Source organism: Anaeromassilibacillus sp. SJQ-5, assembly GCF_054108045.1.
On the sequence record NZ_JBPJWQ010000001.1, the window covers coordinates 987,144 to 1,002,512 of the forward strand.

Annotated in this window: 11 protein-coding genes; 5 read left to right on the forward strand and 6 right to left on the reverse strand. The window is 60.7% G+C overall.

All coding sequences use genetic code 11. The features are described from left to right. Positions 1-166 precede the first annotated feature (166 nt). Together addA and ACSAMM_RS04015 are read right to left on the reverse strand one after the other, a co-directional pair. Positions 167-3,721, reverse strand: a complete 3,555-nt coding sequence (addA, locus tag ACSAMM_RS04010; RefSeq protein ID WP_457789937.1) for a helicase-exonuclease AddAB subunit AddA — start codon at positions 3,719-3,721, stop codon at positions 167-169. A 14-nt stretch (positions 3,722-3,735) separates the two neighbouring features. Then, complete coding sequence (locus tag ACSAMM_RS04015) at positions 3,736-7,140, reverse strand: PD-(D/E)XK nuclease family protein (RefSeq protein ID WP_457789939.1); 3,405 nt, start codon at positions 7,138-7,140, stop codon at positions 3,736-3,738. 154 nt (positions 7,141-7,294) lie between these two features. On the opposite strand from ACSAMM_RS04015, the gene ACSAMM_RS04020 reads away from it, so the two are divergent. Further along, positions 7,295-7,954 carry a Chromate resistance protein ChrB gene (locus ACSAMM_RS04020; protein ID WP_457789941.1) on the forward strand — a complete coding sequence of 220 codons (660 nt, stop codon included), beginning with the start codon at positions 7,295-7,297 and terminating at the stop codon, positions 7,952-7,954. Positions 7,955-8,022: 68 nt separating this feature from the next. Here the strand turns inward: ACSAMM_RS04020 and ACSAMM_RS04025 are convergent, their stop codons facing one another. Genes ACSAMM_RS04025 through ACSAMM_RS04035 form a run of 3 tightly spaced genes read right to left on the reverse strand, consistent with a single transcriptional unit; the run spans position 8,023 to position 10,480 of the window. Continuing rightward, the gene (locus ACSAMM_RS04025; protein ID WP_178722546.1) at positions 8,023-8,847 is read right to left on the reverse strand and encodes a polysaccharide deacetylase family protein; all 825 of its coding nucleotides are present in this window, start codon (positions 8,845-8,847) and stop codon (positions 8,023-8,025) included. A gap of 20 nt (positions 8,848-8,867) precedes the next feature. After that, the gene (locus tag ACSAMM_RS04030; RefSeq protein WP_178722544.1) at positions 8,868-9,200 is read right to left on the reverse strand and encodes a hypothetical protein; all 333 of its coding nucleotides are present in this window, start codon (positions 9,198-9,200) and stop codon (positions 8,868-8,870) included. A gap of 17 nt (positions 9,201-9,217) precedes the next feature. Further along, positions 9,218-10,480, reverse strand: a complete 1,263-nt coding sequence (locus tag ACSAMM_RS04035; RefSeq protein ID WP_457789943.1) for an ATP-binding protein — start codon at positions 10,478-10,480, stop codon at positions 9,218-9,220. Between the two features lie 182 nt (positions 10,481-10,662). Here ACSAMM_RS04035 and ACSAMM_RS04040 point away from each other — a divergent pair, with 182 nt between their 5' ends. The 4 genes from ACSAMM_RS04040 (at position 10,663) to ACSAMM_RS04055 (ending at position 14,329) form a co-directional block, all read left to right on the forward strand. Further along, positions 10,663-11,670, forward strand: coding sequence for a phosphodiester glycosidase family protein (locus ACSAMM_RS04040; protein ID WP_178722542.1), 1,008 nt, complete (start codon positions 10,663-10,665; stop codon positions 11,668-11,670). A gap of 17 nt (positions 11,671-11,687) precedes the next feature. After that, positions 11,688-11,936 (forward strand): hypothetical protein, encoded by a 249-nt coding sequence (locus ACSAMM_RS04045; protein ID WP_178722540.1) that lies wholly within the window; start codon positions 11,688-11,690, stop codon positions 11,934-11,936. A gap of 55 nt (positions 11,937-11,991) precedes the next feature. Beyond that, positions 11,992-12,816: a DUF368 domain-containing protein gene (locus tag ACSAMM_RS04050; protein WP_457789946.1), complete on the forward strand. Its 825-nt coding sequence runs from the start codon at positions 11,992-11,994 to the stop codon at positions 12,814-12,816. Positions 12,817-12,925: 109 nt separating this feature from the next. Further along, a complete protein-coding gene (locus tag ACSAMM_RS04055; protein WP_178722535.1) occupies positions 12,926-14,329 on the forward strand; it encodes an oligosaccharide flippase family protein in 1,404 nt (467 codons plus the stop codon). Positions 14,330-14,378: 49 nt separating this feature from the next. Here the strand turns inward: ACSAMM_RS04055 and ACSAMM_RS04060 are convergent, their stop codons facing one another. Further along, positions 14,379-15,215: a helix-turn-helix domain-containing protein gene (locus ACSAMM_RS04060; protein WP_457789948.1), complete on the reverse strand. Its 837-nt coding sequence runs from the start codon at positions 15,213-15,215 to the stop codon at positions 14,379-14,381. Positions 15,216-15,369: the final 154 nt, after the last annotated feature.

A 15,369-nucleotide genomic window follows, 5' to 3' on the forward strand; every position in this document is an offset into this window, starting at 1 on the left:
GGCAGAAAAAAGTCCGCTATGGGGGACATAGCGGACTTTTTATCATGATAATGACTCATCCTTTCGCAGGGATTAGACGTTTTGTCTGGTTTGCAAAGCAAATTCGCGCCGTGCTTCTGGCGCGAAAGGACAAAACTCCCGTTTGAAAGAAAGGCGAATGCTTTTTTCATGAAACTATTTCCAAGGAAATACTGTCATCCAGCGCGAAAGCGTACAGCAGGCATTCCTTGACGGGGAGCGCCAGCGTACGGGAGAGCGCATAGGCGTAAATTCGCAGCTGCTCAATATAGCGCTCCGTCAGCTCCTGCCCGGTTTTTACCCGATCCGTTTTATAGTCCACGATGACCAAACCGCCCTGTTCCTCAAAGACACAGTCGGCAATACCCTGGATCATCAGGCTTTCTTCCGCCGCCCCGTGCGGCAGGTGTTCCGGCAGCTCTTTGTTGAACTGGCTGGCGGGCAGCGGGATGGTGAAATGCTCTTCCCGCAGGCAGCGGGGAGACGCCGCCATGCGGGCGTACAGGGAACTGGCGAAGAAGCGGCGGATTTTCGGCAAAGGGAGCACGGCGGCCTGTTCGGCCGTCAGGAAGCCTTCCGCCGTCAGGCGGGCAATCTCCTGCGTCGGCGACAGGGCGGCGCGGGAATAATCCGCGAACTGCATAAAGGTATGCAGAGCCACGCCGCGTTCCGTGGGAGAAAGGCCGGAATGACTGAGAAAGGCGGGACGGGAGGCGGCTACAAATTGCCGCCGCACGCCTTCATGCGACAGCTCCGAGGCCGCCAGCTTGGAGGGCACCTGCCCCAGCGCCGCATAGGGATAGGTATAAGCCAGCCGGCGGCGCAGGGTCTCGTATACGGCCATATCCGGCTGCACGGCGGCGATTTCTTCCACGGCGTTTTCTCCCGCGGCCGGGGCGCGGCAAACCTCCACCGACCAAGGATAGGCCGCCGGACGGATGGAGACGGCGTCGTCCCCGGCCATATCCCGCAGAATTTTACCGGAAGGGTGGCGCAGGGCGCAGGCCAACAGCCATTCGCTCATACTACGAGCCGACAAAACCGTAAAGGCAGATAGCTTGTCGTCATCTCCTAGAGAAGCAGCCAGGCGGGACAAGAGACTGGCCGGCTGTCGAAGGGACATGACGAGGCACAGCTTCTCCTTCGCCCGGGTCATGGCCACGTACAAAACCCGCAGCTCCTCCGCACGCTCACCGTTTTGAATGGCAAGGGATACCCCTTGTCGGGGAAGTGTGTTGTATTGCCTGAGGGTGTCCGCCTCCCGCCGTACCAAACCGATGCCAGCGTCAGCATGCAGCAGCAGATCGCCGCGGGTGGAATCGGGATTGAACAGCCCGCCCAGCCCGGCCAGAAAGACCACGGGAAACTCCAGACCCTTGGAATTGTGAATGCTGAGAATCCGCACCACGTTGCCGCCTTCCGACACGGTGGAGGCGGGGGCCATGTCCATCGCCTGCTGTTCCATCCGATCCAGATAGCGCACGAAAGCCGACAAGCCCCGGAAGCCGCTCTGCTCGAAACCGCGGGCATAGCCGTGGAGCAGGCGCAGATTGGCCACGCGCTGAGCGCCGTGGTGCTGGGCCGCCGCCATGGACAGCAGGCCCGTATCTTCATACAGCCGATGAATCAGCTTGTCCGCCGGCAGAGAGGCGGACAGCAGGCGATAGCGATCCATCCGGGTCAAGAAGGCCGCGCACCGGGCGGGCAAATCGCCCTCCCCGGCGCTCATGCCCCGCACCGCGACATAGAGGGGGCTGTTTTTGTCCGCCATCCGGATACGGGCGCAGTCGTCCGGCGTAAAGCCAAAGGCGGGGGAGAGCATCACGGCCAGCAGCGGCACGTCCAGAAGGGGATTGTCGATAAAGCGCAGCAGGGACACGGCGACGGCCACCTCGGGCGCGGCGAAGAAGCCGCCGGACGCCGCCGTCCATGCCGGAATGCCGCAGGCGTTCAATTCGTCGGCATAGGCCTGTGCATGGGCGGATTTGCTGCGCAGAAGAATGCAGAAATCCCCGAACCGGGCAGGGCGCTGTCCGCCTTTATCGGTGATGGTCAGGGTGTCCAGAAGCTGGTGGATCCGGCCGGCAATCAGGCGGGCTTCCGCCGCGTCCCTGGTGTCCTCCTCGGCCACTGTGCCGGTGTCCAGCACCAGCAGCTCGGTTTCGTAACCCGCCCCGTCGGAATAGGGGGCGGAGGGAACCAGCTCCTCCCGCTCATCGTAGGAAATGCCGCCTGCCTCCCGGCTCATCAGCTGCCGGAACACGAAATTGACCGCGTCGGTGACCTGCGGGCGGCTGCGGAAATTATTGCCTAGGGTAATGGCGGCGGGATAATTTTCTCCTGTAAAGTCGGGATAGGCGTCCCGTCGGCGGATGAACAGGGCGGGCATGGCCTGCCGAAAGCCATAGATGCTCTGTTTGACGTCGCCCACCATGAACAGATTGGTCTCGTCCCGGGACAGCGCGCGGAAAAGCGCGTCTTGTGCGGCGTTGGTGTCTTGATATTCGTCCACCAGAACTTCGTCAAACTGCCGGGACAGCTCCTCGGCCAGGGGGGTGCGCGTCGTTTCTCCGGTTTCTTTCTCGATGACCAGCAGCCGCAGCGCCCCGTGTTCCAAGTCGTTGAAATCCACCATCCGGCGCTTGGCCTTTTTGGCGGCGTAACGGTCGCTGAAACGGCGCACCACGCCGCATAGGGCGGTTACCAGAGAATAGAGCGCCTGCTGATCCTGCCGGCATTCTGCTTCCGTTCCGCAGAGAAGGGGAGGCAGCGCCTGGATCCGTTTTTTCGCCTCGTCGCGCAGAGCCGTTACCCGCTGCTTGCGTCCCTCGTCCTCATACTTTAACAGCCGTCCGAAAGAAGAGAACGAAAAAGCGGAGAGAGCCTCGGCGGTTTCGTCCCAGGTTCTGTGAGGCAATTCCCGGCATAAGAGGGTTATGTCCTCCCGGGCTTGCCGCAGGGCCGGGCCATAGGCCGCCGCCATTTTTTCTTCGCCGTCGGCCAGCTCGACGGCCTTGTCCAGCAGCGCGGCCGCGTACCGCAGCGTATCGAGAATCCGGGCGCGGACGGCCAGCCCCCAGATGGTTTCCGCCACAGGGGTGTCGGCGGCATAGGCCCGCTCCTGCTCTTCCAGCCAGCGATCGGGAAAGGGGTGGGACTGGATAAAGCCGTAAATGCGTTCCACCGCCTGGATGAGGCCCTTGTCATTCCGGCCGGAGCTGAGCAGAGAGGCCAGTTCTAGAAAGGCGGGCTCCTTCTCTCCGTAGCATTCCTCCAGTACCTCGGTTACCGCCTCCTGGCGCAGCAGGGCGGTTTCCGATTCCTCCGCCACCTTGAATTGGGGGGAGAGATCGAGCAGATGAAAATGCTCTCGCAGCAGGGCGCTGCAGAAACCGTGTACCGTGCTGATATTGGCGCGGGGAAGAAGCATCAGCTGGCGCTGGAGCCGCAAATCCTCCGGCCGTTCGGCAATCAGGCGGGACAGCTCGGCGCTCAGCCGCTGCTTCATCTCGGCGGCGGCCGCTTTGGTGAAGGTCACGACCAGCAGGCGATCGACGTCCGTGCCGTCGGCGGGGTCGGTGATGCGGCGCACGATCCGTTCCACCAGGACGGAGGTTTTGCCGGAGCCGGCCGCGGCGGAAACCAGCAGGGTGCCGCCGCGGGCTTCGATGCATTGCCGTTGTTCCGAGGTCCATTGACGCACAGGGCGGCCTCCTTTCAGTCGGCGGTTTTGGGGACGAGCTCCTTCCAGACCTCGTCGGCGTCTTTTTCGGCGATGCGGCGTACCGGGCTGTCCGGTTCGTGACCGCACACGGCGCGGTAGTCGCACCAGGCGCAGGCATCCACGCTTCCGGCTGCCGGCAGGGCGGCCACGTCGCCCCGCCGCAGGGTGGCGGCCATCTCGCACAGCAGTTTTTCGATACGTTCCTTAAGCAGCCCGAACTGCCGCAGGGAGGCCACCGACGAACCCGCCAGATATTTCCCGCCGCTGCCGATGCGGGCCGGAATGAACAGGCCGGCGGCGTCCGCCTCCATGGCGCGGACAATTTCGGGATTATCCAGCAGCAGGCCGTTCATACGCATAGCCTTGGTGCGTTCCTTTTCCGTCACCTCGTCGTCCGCGTCTCGTCCCACCCGGACCACCGGCAGCTTGGCCGGCAGATAGAGGACGCCGGCCGGCTGGATAGGGCTGTCTTCCCGCAGGGGAACGGCGGGCTTGTCCCCGATATGGGGGCCGCCGTTCTGGCAAATCGAGAGGATGTAGATCAGCATCTGGAGATTGATGCCCTCCACCACCTCCGACAGGCGGAACTCCTTGTGGCCGGTCTTGTAATCCACCACCCGGACGTAGGAGACGCCGTCTTTTTCAAACACATCCACCCGATCCACCTGCCCATGAACTTGGATGCTGGCCCCGTCGGGCAGGGTGAGAACCAGCGGCTTGACATACTCGCCGCCCTCCTCTTCCAGACGGCCGATGGAAAGCTCGAACGCCACCGGCACGAACTGGCTCTGCGCCAGCTCGCGCACCACCTGCCACAGCAGGCTGCCGCAGGTGCGGATAAGGCGGGTGAGCAGCCAGGCGAAACGCTGGGGCTTGTTTTCCGTGCCGCCCATGACCGCGTCCACATAGTCCCGCACCCGCTGTTCCGCGTCCGCCGTCACCTGTTTCTTGCTCAAGGCGGCGTAATCCGTTTTATCCCGCACGTAGGCCCGCAGCTGCGTTTCCATCACATAATGGGCCAGGGTGCCGAATTCCGCCGCGTCCAAATCCGCGAGCCGCCGCACCTTGGCCTTCAAGCCGTACTGGCAGAAATAGGCGAAACGACAGAGGTGGTATTTTTCCACGCGGGACGGGCTGAGACGCATATCGTCCCCGAAAAACCGCGCGGCCAGCTGTTCATCCGTGAAGGCCGCCGGCCGCCCTGCCGCCGCCCGCTCCATGGCGGAGATACGGGGCCGATAGGCTTCCTGCTCCTCAAAAATCTGACGGATGGCGGCCGACTCCGGCGTGGGGCGGAGGGTGCGTTCCGCCATATACGTAAAGGCGTCGGGGGCGGATTCCATCTCTGAGGCGACCCGGACGTTGGCCGTCGGCGCCTGCGGGAGAATCCGCCCAACCAGCTCCACCAGGGAGGAGGGCGTCAAGCTTTCCCCGGCCGCGTTGCCCTGCAAAAAACTGATAAACAGCCGGTCGGAGGGGGCGGACAGGGCAGTATAGGCGAAGAATCGTTCCTCCACGGCCTGCCAGTCGCTCGCGTCGGTCATGGGCAGCCCCGCCGCGATGAGCTGGCGGCGTTCGTTGTCGCTGAGAATGCCGGAAGAGGCGGGATAGGCGGGGAACACCCCTTCGTTGGCGCCGAGAATGAAGACAACGGCGGGCGCGGAAAACCGCATCCGATCGGCGCAGCCCACCTGCACCGCGTCCAGGCTTTGAGGAATGGAGCCAAGGTCGGTCACGCCGGCCACCAGGCGAAACAGCTCCAGATGGCGGTTGGGCGACAGACGAATATCGGCCAGCGCCGCGGCGAAGCGATCCAGCAGTTCCATCAGCACATCCCACAGCCGGGCGGCGCGTTCGGCCAGCGCGTGTTCCCCCGCTTCCTCCAGCCGCGTTACCTGTCCGCGCACCGCTTCGTCCGCGCGGACGGCCTGAAGATAGCGGTATACCGCCCCGGCGAACCGCCGACCGGTGGGCTTTTCGGCGCCGCACAAATCGGCCTGAAGCCGTTCCAGCGGGGCGGCGATTTCCTCCCGCCAGGCGTTGAGTTCGGCTAGCAGCTGCTGCGAGGCTTCGTCCTGGCGCACCGACAGTCCGAGGGGGTTCCAGTCCCAGGGCTGTTTCCATTTGTTTCCCCGGATACGCCACATGTACAGATAGTTTTCCAATACCGCTATCCGATCGGCGGTAAAACCGGGCAACAGGCCGGTTTTCATCAGGCGCAGGAGATCCTCCGTATCCCAGCCGTCCACCGCCGCCCGCAGGGCGGACAGCACCAGGGTGATGAGGGGATCGGTGAGAATATCCTCCCGCTTGTCCATGTAATAGGGAATACCGGCCTCTTCCAGCGCCACGTCCAGCAGCCCCTCATAGGCGGGCAGATTGCGGGCCACCACGGCGATGTCCCGGCAGCGCAGCCCGTCCTCCCGAAGGAGGCGGCGAATCCGCCGGGCTGTCCAGGCGCATTCTTCATAGATGTCGCCGCAGGGAACGATCGTCACCGCGTCGGCGGGCTCCTCGCTCGTGCGGGGACGGGGGGCGAAAGCCCCCTCCTCCAACAGGCGAAGGGCCTCGCTGCGGGCCCTCCGGTTTTCGGTAAGAAGGATGGGCTTGGCCACCGGAACGCCCCGCTCATAGGCCAGACTGCGCAGGCGGGAGGCCGTGCGGATGACCGGCGAGAAGAGGCCGTAGCCGCCGGAGGAATCCTCGATGCCGTCGGCGCAGAGAGCCACCGTGGTACGCGCCGCCTTGGACATCACGCCGCCCAGCACCCGCAGCTCCTGCCCGGTGAACCCCTTGAAGGAATCCACATAGACCAGCGCCCCGTCCAGCAGGCGGCTTTCGGGCAGACGGTCGGCCAGCAGCGTCAGGCTGTCCAGCGGGTCGAGGTGACTCTGCGCGGCCAGTGCTTCGTAGGCGTCCAGAATCAAGGCCAGCTCGGCCGTCTTTTTCTGCAGGGTGCCGTCCAGGCCGGCGGAAACCTCCTCCAGCTGATGGGGCGTGATGGCGCACTGCTTGCATTCGGACAGCAGGGACAGCACCGATTGGATATAGTCGGGAGAAGCCGCTTGCCGCCGGTAGAGCACCAGCTGCTCCGAAACCTGCTCCAGCGCCTGGCTCATCAGCAGGGCGCGGGTGGCGTCGTCCATCTGCCGCCCTGCCAGACCGCCCACCTCCCGAAAAACGGTCTCCGCCAGGCGGGTGAAGCTGAGCACCCGGATGCGTCCGGCCAGCCGGGGCCCCAGCGCTTCCAGCAGGGTGCGCTCGCTTTCAAAGGAAAACTGCTCGGGCACCAGCAGCACGAGGGTGGGAGCGTCCTGCTGCCGCGCCAGGTGCGTCAGTTCCTCGAGCACCCGCCTGGTCTTTCCCGTGCCGGATCGTCCCAGAAGCAGCTGCAGCATGACTATCCCTCCCTTCGTTGATAACCCTATCAGTATACCTTATTTTCCGACAAAAGAAAAGCGGGTGTCCGCACATTGACTTGCACCGGAAAAAATGGTAAAATAACCGGTGTTAATACGAACAGGCTTTCCCGTTATGAAAGGAAGGATCCCCATGAAATTTTGGGCACTCAGCTACAGCATCCCGGCCAACCCGTCCCGCTATCGGGTGGCGGTATGGAAGGCGCTCAAAGAATTGGGGGCGGTGTATCTTCAGCCGGCTGTCGCGGTCGTCCCCCAGCGGGAGGGGCTGCGGGAGGCGCTGCTGGCCATTCGGGAGCGTGTGCTGGCCAGCGGCGGCACCGCCGCGCTTTTATCCATGGCTTACGACAGCGAGGCGGACGAACAGGCCATGCTCGGCGCGATTCAGGCCGCCAGGGAAGAAGAATATGGAGAAATCACGGCCGATGCCAGGCGGCTGCTGGCCCAGCTGAATTGGGAAGAAAGGCAGGAGACAGCCCCGCCGGACGCGGCACGCTACGCGCTGGAATGCCGCCGCCTTCGCCGCCGCTTAGCGGTCGCCGCCGCCCACGATTTTTTCGGAGCCGCGGGCGGGGAAGAGGCCGAGGCGGCCATTGCCGCGGTGGAGACGCGCCTTTCCCCGGAAACGGTGAAGCCGCCGGCTTCCCGCCCGGCGCGGCCGGCCTCCCAAGTGCGTCCGATGCCCAAAACTTCCCCGGTACCTCGGCCGGCGAAGCCCGCTCAACCCCAGGTGGAGGAAGAGACGCCGCAGCCCGACTCTCGCCGGGCCGATATGCCGGTGTTTTTGTTCTAAGGGATATGGAGGTAAAAAAAGTTGCCGGATTTTTCCGGCAACTTTTTTGATCCCGTAAGCATCTAATGTTATAGCTCTATTCGATCACCCGGCTGGAGAAGCACGTCCGCGCCGTTCCGACGAATATACAGAGGCTGTGAGCTGGTGTTGAAGAGCTGCCCGTTTTTAGGCGTCACGCTGCGCATGGCGGTGACGTATTCGCAAATTTCGCCGTTGGTGGCGTACCAGATGTCCTCTCTCTCTGCCAGGAAAGCGCAGAGCTTTTCCATGGCCTGCCAGCGATCCATATCATCCTTATCCAGTTCGAAGGAGTGACCCCAAATGTAGAACAGGCGAAGCTCTTCATCCGTGCTGTTCACAAAGGTGTCGGCCAGCGGCATGGCGGCTTCGTCATGATCGTGACAAGTGGGATGCCAAGCGAGAAAATTTTCCGGCAGAGCGAAAGTGTGGTGGTCTTCCACCGTGCGGGCGTATCGAATCCCCATTTCCTGCAGCAGATCCATCACATGCTCGTTATACGCGCCGCAGGGATAGGCAAAGCCGGTGACCGGCTTTTTTGTCAGTCGGCTGATCGCCGCTATATCCTCCCGAACCTGCCGGCGGATCTCCTCGTCGGGAATGTCCGTCAGGATGGGGTGAGTCAGCGTGTGGGACGCCACTTCAAAGGAGGCGTAAAGATCCCGCACCTCCCCCGCGTGCACCCGAGAAAAATTGACGGAAAAGCCGCCGTGGCTGCCATGCTGTACCTCGTCGAAGGCGCCGGAATTCAAATTGAAGGTGGCCTTTAACCCGTATTTACGGAAAAGCGCTGCCAGGCGGCGATCCTGCAGTGTGCCGTCGTCATAGCTGAAGGTCAGCGCTTTGGTTCGAAAGCCAGGGAAAACAATAGGCATAATATCGCTCCATTCTTCGCTTATCGATAATATTTGTAATACGCCACCACGGACTCCGTCCGCCCGGTCACCTGATTGGGCCCAGTGACGACTACGCCCTCCAGGCTCATCAGCTCGCCGCACTTGGCCAGCGCTGTGTCGCAGCGGAACACCTCCGTGCCGCTGCAGGAAATAACGATGCGATCGTGCAGGGTATTGATCCGCCCTTCCTTGCCCAGGACGGTTTCCATCGGGTTGCCGTTTTCGTCGATACCGCGGCAGGTTACATAGCGGATAATGCGCCCGTCAATTTTGGCCAGAAGCTCGGTGTTGGTGTCCAGCTGCTTTTGTTTCCTTCGGGAGAACAGCCCCATATGCGCGCCGCCTTTCTTTATAAAGAGCCGCCCCGGGCCAGCCTGGCCTGGGCGTCGGCGATGAATTGCCGGGCATAGCGGGGCGTACGGGCCCCACGCTCCAGCGCCCAGCGTTCCGCGGCGTCGAGTAGCGTCTGCCGCTCCACCTGCAGGCCCCGATCCTCCGCCATCTGCGCCACGATATCCAGAAAGCGCTGCTTATCCGGCAGCAGAAAGGTCAGGCTGATGCCGAAACGATCGGACAGGGAGACCGATTCCTGCACGGTGTCGGCGTGATGCACCTCGTCCCCGTCCCGATCGGCGAAGGTTTCCCGCAGCAGATGGCGGCGGTTGGAGGTGGCGTAGAGAATGACGTTTTCAGGCCGGGAGGCCAGCCCGCCTTCCAGCACAGCCTTCAAGGCGCCGAAGTTATCGTCGTCTCTGGAAAAAGACAGGTCGTCGATGAAAATGATGAACTTCATGGGCAGCCCCGACAGATAGCCTGTCAAATCGGGCAGCTGGCGCAGGTACTCCTTGGGCACCTCGATCATGCGCAGGCCCATAGGGGCGTATTCGTTGAGCAGGGCCTTGACGGTGGAGGATTTGCCGGTGCCCCGATCGCCGTACAGCAGCATGTTATTGGCCTCGAATCCGTTGAGGAAAGCCAGGGTATTGTCCACTGCGATTTGCCGCTGGTATTCGTAGCTTTTCAGCTGCGACAGGCGGATGGGATCCGGATGCTCCACTGGCAGCAAAGCGCCGTCCCGCCAGAGAAAAGCGATATGGCTGACGAACCGGCCGCAGCCGTGGGCTTTGTGATAGGCGGCAAGCGTCTCGGGCGAGCCGCCCCAGGGCCGCTCCATGGGGGCGGGGGCCGGCGCCGAGCCCCAGCGCGGCAGGAAAGCGATTGCCGGTTCTTCCCAAATGGACGCGAGTTCCTCCGCCGTCACCTGGGCGGCGCGGTACAGGACGCGCAGATCCCGCAGGGCCGCCGCTTCCAGCAAAGGAGCCGCTGCCTCACCCGCGGAAAGCGCGGCGGAAAAGGCGTTATCGTCCCGCAGCACCTCCTCGGCCACGGCGGCGGGAAGGCTGTCCAGCCGCCCGGTCTGCGCCAGCGTGGAGCACAAGGCGCCCCAGCTCTCGCAAAGCTTAGCGGGATCTTCTCCGACCGCCGCTTCCATCAGCTTCAGCAGCGCGGCGGATACCGGTTGGACGAGCACTTTTCGATAGACTGAGACGCCCAGCAGCTCCAGCCGCAGACGCCGCAGATCCTCGGGGGATTTTAAAGAAGGTATTGACATCAACCAAGACTCCTATCATAATAAGCAGAGCAAGCTTTTTCCAGCGGGGAAATCCCTGCTATTGTAACCCCAAAGCCGTCGGGCTGTCAATTCTTTTTCCCGTTCATCGTTTCTTAACATCCATCTGGTATTCTGATTAAAATATACGTAAAATTGTCGATTTATGTCAGAAAGGGTTTTCTATGCGACATACTCCTCCTTCTCATAAAAAAAGAACCAGAAAACTGCTGCCGGTCCCGGTGGTCGCGCTCATCGACGTGGTGGCCGCCGGCGCCTGCCTGTGTATATTTTCCCTGTTTCACCATGTACTGCCGCGGGTGAGCGACTTCCAGGGGACCCCGATCAGCCGTCCGCCCGTTTCGGACGGAGCCGGCGCCTCCTCATCCCCGTCCTCCACCGATGCCACCCAGCCGCCTTCCCCCACGGGCTGGGCCGCCAAATGGCCAGATAAGTTCTCCGACACGGTGGTGAAAACGGCAAACAGCTACCGCAGCAAGGATGTGTCCGTGGAGATTCAGCGGGTGGAGGAAAACGGCGTTGTTTATTTTGTCACCGACATTTATGTGAACAGCATCGACAATCTGCGCGCCGGTCTGGCGAAGGATAAGTTCGGCCAGGGGCTGCGCGAGAGCGTACAATCCATGAGCCAGAGGCTGAACGCCATTGTGGCCATCAATGGCGATTACTACGGCAACCGCACCATAGGCCCGGTGGTGCGCAACGGCATCCTGTATCGGGAATCGCCGTTCGAGGATGCGTGTGTGCTTTACAGCGACGGGGTGATGGAAACTTACGCCGCCGAAGAGCTGGATATGGAAGCGGCCAAGCAGCGGGGAGCTTATCAGATATGGAGCTTTGGGCCGCAGCTGCTGGACAAGAACGGCAAGGCTTTTGCCACCAGCGAGGATTTCGTTTCCACCGTCAAGGGGGCCAATCCCCGCTCGGCCATCGGCTATTACGAGCCCGGCCATTACTGCACGGTGCTGGTGGAGGGGCGGCAGGCCGGGTATTCCAAGGGAATGTCCATGGTGCAGCTCTCGCAGCTGTTCGAATCTCTCGGCTGCAAAGCCGCGTACAATTTCGACGGCGGGCAATCGTCGGTGATGACCTTTATGGGCGAGGTATACAACCAGCCCGCCAACGGCGGGCGTTCCAACAGCGACATGTTTTATGTCGCGGAGCTCGAATAGAGAGGGGAGGAGCATCCATGCGGATTTTTCGAAAGCTGCTGCCCCATGCGGGCATCATTCTGGCGCTGATGTTCATCACCTTTTTTATCGTGGACAAATTCAACGGCGCCATGAATTTTATCAATAACGATATTTCCAAGGCGTTGCTGCTGCTGTTTGCCTTGGTATCCATTGCCAACTCTTGCTTCGTGATCCATCAGAACCGCAAGCAGTTTCGCGCCCGGCAGGAGCGGGAGACGCGCCGAGACGGCCGGACGGAGGAATAAGGCGCCGGGCACTGGGAAACCCTAAAAGGAAGTCTGGGAGAGTGACGGAATGGACATGGTTAAGTTTGTGATATTCGGCGCGATCGTCGGGGTGGCCAACATTATCCCCGGCGTCAGCGGCGGCACCATGGCGGTGATCCTGAAGATATACGATCGCCTCATCGAGACGCTGAGCCTGAAAAATGTAAAAAAGAATTTGCCCTTCATCATTCCGCTGGGCATCGGCGCGGCCGTGGGGATCGTCTTGTTCAGCAAGGCCATCGAGTTCTTGCTCGGGAATTATCCCATGGCCACCAATTTTACCTTTATGGGGCTGATTCTCGGCAGTATTCCGATGATTTTCCAGCGGGCCAGGGGCGAGAAAATGGAGGCCAAGGGAATGGTTTCCTTCCTGGTGGCGCTGGTGGTCATGGTGGTCATCGCGCTGCTCAAGCCCGCTGAATCGAACGCGGTACTGGCGCTGACCCCATTAAATCTGCTGATTTTGTTCGGCGCGTCGGCTATCAGTACCTTTGCCATGATTCTGCCCGGCATCAGCGGCTCCTTCGTCATGCTCGTTTTGGGCGTGTACACCACGGTGCTCACCTCCATCTCCGGCGTGTTTACCTGGCCTATCGACGGCGTGACTTGGCACTGTGTCGGGATGCTGATTCCGGTGGGGCTCGGCTGCATCGTCGGTCTGATTTTTGGCTCCAAGCTGGTGGATGTCCTGATCCGCAAGCAGCCGCAGGCCACCTATTTCGCCATTCTCGGCCTGGTGGTGGGGTCGCTGCTGGCTGTTTTCCCCAAGGATTCTCTGGCTCTGACACTGGAACTGCCCATCGGGCTGGTTCTGCTGGCGGGAGCGGCTTTCGGCGCCTACAAGTTTTCGAAAACCTGACAAGACTTGACATTTTCCGGCGGTGTGGTATCCTACCGGAGGACATACGATCGGTATGGCTTCCGGCGCGGTATCGCACCGCCGATTTCCAAGCGGGAGGGCGGCTCTCTTGAATCGCTACAAGCAGCTGTTTTCCAACACCGTGATACTGGCTATCGGCACCTTCAGCTCCAAGCTGTTGGTGTTTGTTCTCATGCCGCTGTATACCCGCGTACTGACACAGGATCAGTACGGCATTGTCGACCTGTTGGTGCAGACGGGCAATTTTTTAATTCCGCTGGTGTCGGTGGGAATTACCAACGCCGTGATGCGCTTCGGTATGGATGGAGAAACGGACAAGCGTTCGGTGTTCACCACGGGCCTAGCCGCCATACTGATTGGCTTCGGGATATTTGTTCTCTGCGCCCCGCTGATGAACAAGCTGACCGACATTTTCCCCGCCATGAAGGGAAATGTGCTGTATATTTATCTGTTTGTCCTCTGCTCCATGCTGCGCAGCCTCAGCGCGCAGTTTGTCAAGGCCAAGCAGATGGTCAAGCTGTACGCCTTAAGCGGCGTGCTGGGGACGGCCACCACCCTGCTGTTCGATATCCTGTTCCTGGTGGTGTTCAAATGGGGCGTCACGGGCTACATCATGGCCATGATTTGCTCGGATTTCCTGTCGCTGCTGTTTCTGTTTATCAGTGCGCGGCTGCATCGGTATATTCGCCTGTCTTACCTGAAACGGGACGCGGTGTCCAATATGCTCCGCTATGCGCTGCCAATGATTCCCACCAACGCCTTTTGGTGGATCACCGATTTGTCCGACCGGTATATTCTGACCTATTTCAAGGGCGAGGGGGCCAACGGCCTCTATGCCGTGTCCTATAAAATCCCGACCATCATGATCCTTCTCGTGGGTATATTCATGGACGCGTGGCAGATTTCCATTCTGACTGAAACCAGCCGCTTGGCCCGGCAGAAATTTTTTGCCCGGGTCTTCTCCATGTATCAGTCGGTGGTGTTTGTTTCCGCGTCCGGTCTGATCGTGTTTGCCAAGGTGATTACCAAGATCCTAGTTTCCAGCGGTTTCTATGAATCCTGGCAGTATATCCCGATGCTGATTCTGGCCACCTGCTTTTCCTGCTTCGTGACCTTTTTCGGCACCATCTACGTGGTGGAGAAAAAGAGCATCTCCACTCTCGTCACCACCATTCTCGGCGCGGTGCTCAATATTATAGGCAATTTCCTCTTAATTCCCAAAATGGGGGCGCAGGGGGCGGCGCTGTCCACCTGCATCAGCTATGCGGCGGTTTTCCTTATCCGGGTGGTGCATACCCACTCGCTAATCCCCTTCCAGTGGAATGTGGCCCGTTTTGGCTTGAATTTTCTGATTGTATCCCTGCAAAGCTGGATCCTGGTGGCGGAAACGCCCTTGTGGATTCTGTGGGAAGCCCTGCTGCTGTTGGTGGTGCTGGCTGTCAATTTCAAGACCCTGCTGCGCAGCGTCAAACGCGTCCTATCCCATGGATAACAAACCCGCCGTCCTTTTAAGGGATGGCGGGTTTGCTTTTAGAGGGGTTCTACGGCTGTTTATAGCGGGAGGGGGATACACCCGTGTGCTTTTTAAAAATCCGGCTGAAATACAGGGGGTTGGGATAGCCGGTCAAATCCGCCACCTCGCTGACGTTGTAGTTGGTGGTGGCCAGCAGCTCCCGGGCCTTGTTGATGCGAATATCGGTCAGATACTGCTGAGGGGACAGACCGGTCTGCCGATGAAACAGCCGGGTAAACCAGCAGGGACTCATGCCGAAGCCACGGGCGATCTCGGCTATTTCCAAAGGCTCGTGGAATCGGGCGTGGAACAGGCGGATGGCCTCCTCCACCTGCTCGTCCCGCTTGGGGAAATGGCTTGCTTCCGCCTGGCGGGACATCAGGGTAAACAGCTGCAGACAATACAGGGCGGTCATCTGCGTATGATGCTCCCGCCGCAGCTGCAACTCTTGGATCATTTGCTCAAACAGACGGGTGTATTCGATATGTTCCCCCACCGCGCGGATGGACTCGCCGCCAAAGCCCAGGCTGTCCAGCCATTCCGCCGCATCTCGTCCTGAGAAGTGAACCCAGTAAATTTCCTGCATGCTTTCCGCTTTATAGGTGTATCGCTGGGACTCGCCCGGCCGGTACAAAACCGTGTGGCCTTCCGGGAGAACACGCTCCTTTTCCTTTAGCCAGAAGTGGGCGGTTCCCCCCGCGATATACAGCAGCTGGTAGTCGGGCCGGCCCGCAGGGCGGGAAGTGATGAGATATTCCTCCCGGCTGAGTCGAAAATGGCCGCAGCTGGAGATGACGATAGGCGCCCGATCGTCCACGATGGGAATTTCACTGCTGGGGCCCAGATATCCTGAAATGTTCAGCATGACGGCACCACCTTTCCAATAAAGGGTTTTCTCTCTAGTCAGTATAGCGCCGGCGAGACGTCCTGTAAAGAGCGATCGTATCGATTTGTGCATATTCTGAACAAGTCCGGTCATTGGCAGAACCGCCACGCGCCAGTATAATGAAGAAAAATCC

What these genes read in the sequence shown, in the direction of transcription:
- ACSAMM_RS04015 (WP_457789939.1), bottom strand. Translation starts at nt 7,140, where the DNA reads ATGCTGCAGCTGCTTCTGGGACGATCCGGCACGGGAAAGACCAGGCGG.
- ACSAMM_RS04020 (WP_457789941.1), top strand. Translation starts at nt 7,295, where the DNA reads ATGAAATTTTGGGCACTCAGCTACAGCATCCCGGCCAACCCGTCCCGC.
- ACSAMM_RS04025 (WP_178722546.1), bottom strand. Translation starts at nt 8,847, where the DNA reads ATGCCTATTGTTTTCCCTGGCTTTCGAACCAAAGCGCTGACCTTCAGC.
- ACSAMM_RS04030 (WP_178722544.1), bottom strand. Translation starts at nt 9,200, where the DNA reads ATGGGGCTGTTCTCCCGAAGGAAACAAAAGCAGCTGGACACCAACACC.
- ACSAMM_RS04035 (WP_457789943.1), bottom strand. Translation starts at nt 10,480, where the DNA reads ATGTCAATACCTTCTTTAAAATCCCCCGAGGATCTGCGGCGTCTGCGG.
- ACSAMM_RS04040 (WP_178722542.1), top strand. Translation starts at nt 10,663, where the DNA reads ATGCGACATACTCCTCCTTCTCATAAAAAAAGAACCAGAAAACTGCTG.
- ACSAMM_RS04045 (WP_178722540.1), top strand. Translation starts at nt 11,688, where the DNA reads ATGCGGATTTTTCGAAAGCTGCTGCCCCATGCGGGCATCATTCTGGCG.
- ACSAMM_RS04050 (WP_457789946.1), top strand. Translation starts at nt 11,992, where the DNA reads ATGGTTAAGTTTGTGATATTCGGCGCGATCGTCGGGGTGGCCAACATT.
- ACSAMM_RS04060 (WP_457789948.1), bottom strand. Translation starts at nt 15,215, where the DNA reads ATGCTGAACATTTCAGGATATCTGGGCCCCAGCAGTGAAATTCCCATC.